Source organism: Bartonella sp. AP58NXGY, from assembly GCF_042195785.1.
Lineage (GTDB): Bacteria > Pseudomonadota > Alphaproteobacteria > Rhizobiales > Rhizobiaceae > Bartonella.
Genome location: NZ_JBHIOY010000075.1, coordinates 1 through 804, shown reverse-complemented (window position 1 = coordinate 804; position 804 = coordinate 1). Strand labels below are relative to the sequence as shown.

Annotated in this window: 3 protein-coding genes; all 3 read left to right on the top strand. The window is 43.5% G+C overall.

The features are described 5' to 3' along the window. Positions 1 to 278: DUF2730 family protein (locus ACFINC_RS09510; RefSeq protein WP_375617052.1), on the top strand; the 278-nt coding region annotated here is incomplete at its 5' end. Then, positions 275 to 631 carry a hypothetical protein gene (locus ACFINC_RS09505; protein ID WP_375617051.1) on the top strand — a complete coding sequence of 119 codons (357 nt, stop codon included), beginning with the start codon at positions 275 to 277 and terminating at the stop codon, positions 629 to 631. The genes ACFINC_RS09510 and ACFINC_RS09505, both read left to right, overlap by 4 nt. Continuing rightward, positions 594 to 804 (top strand): phage protein Gp27 family protein (locus ACFINC_RS09500; protein ID WP_375617050.1); only part of this gene is annotated, 211 nt, incomplete at its 3' end. The genes ACFINC_RS09505 and ACFINC_RS09500, both read left to right, overlap by 38 nt.

Below are 804 nucleotides of genomic sequence, written 5' to 3'. Positions count from 1 at the left end.
CTTTGTTGTTATCCATTGTTGCTATTTGTGGGGTTTTAAAAGCTTATTTTTCTTCTGGTGCGCGGGAAATGTTGAAAGACATCACGGTGCTTAAAGAGCGTGTGCAAAAGTTAGAGACAGAGATGGATTTTTTGCCTGATCGTGATGCGCTGCAAAGGTTGGAAGTGAATATGGAGAAATTGAATGGTCGCCTCAATACGCTTTCTGCGCAATTACAACCGGTGGCAGCCATTGGTGAGCGCTTGCAAGAATTTTTACTGGAGAATGCCAAGAAATGAAAGCAGATATGGATAAAATCATCCGTGAAGAAGCGCGGTTGATTATTTTAAAAGGGCTTGCTTGTGAGCGGAGCGAAACCTTATCGAGTGCGATGATTGAGCGGCTTTTATACAGTTACGGCATTAGGCGTGATGGTGATTTTGTACGCAATGAACTGGCTTTTATGGAAGAGCAAGGGGCTGTTACGTTAAAATGTGTGGGTTCGGTTTTTCTTGCGGCATTAACAGAACGGGGAGCGCGTCATTTAGACCGAAGCTTTTCCATTGAGGGGATTAAACGCCCCAAACGTTCATCGATAAAAGACGAGGTGAGGGATGCGCAAGGTCGGGCGTGGACGCTTAACAGCGATTGATTTATTGCCGCAAGCTTGTGATCAAATTATTGCAGAGGCGGCTGAGGCTTTAAATGGGCGTGAAAAGACGCAAAAAGCCATTTATGATGAATTTAAAGCGGCTTTGAAGGCTTTAAAAAAAGAAACGGGTCTCAATTTTTCTATACCCTCCTTTTCCAGTTTTAATCGTTATT

Bases quoted from the DNA above. Each gene is read 5' to 3' on its own strand.
- ACFINC_RS09505 (WP_375617051.1), top strand. From the start codon at position 275: ATGAAAGCAGATATGGATAAAATCATCCGTGAAGAAGCGCGGTTGATT.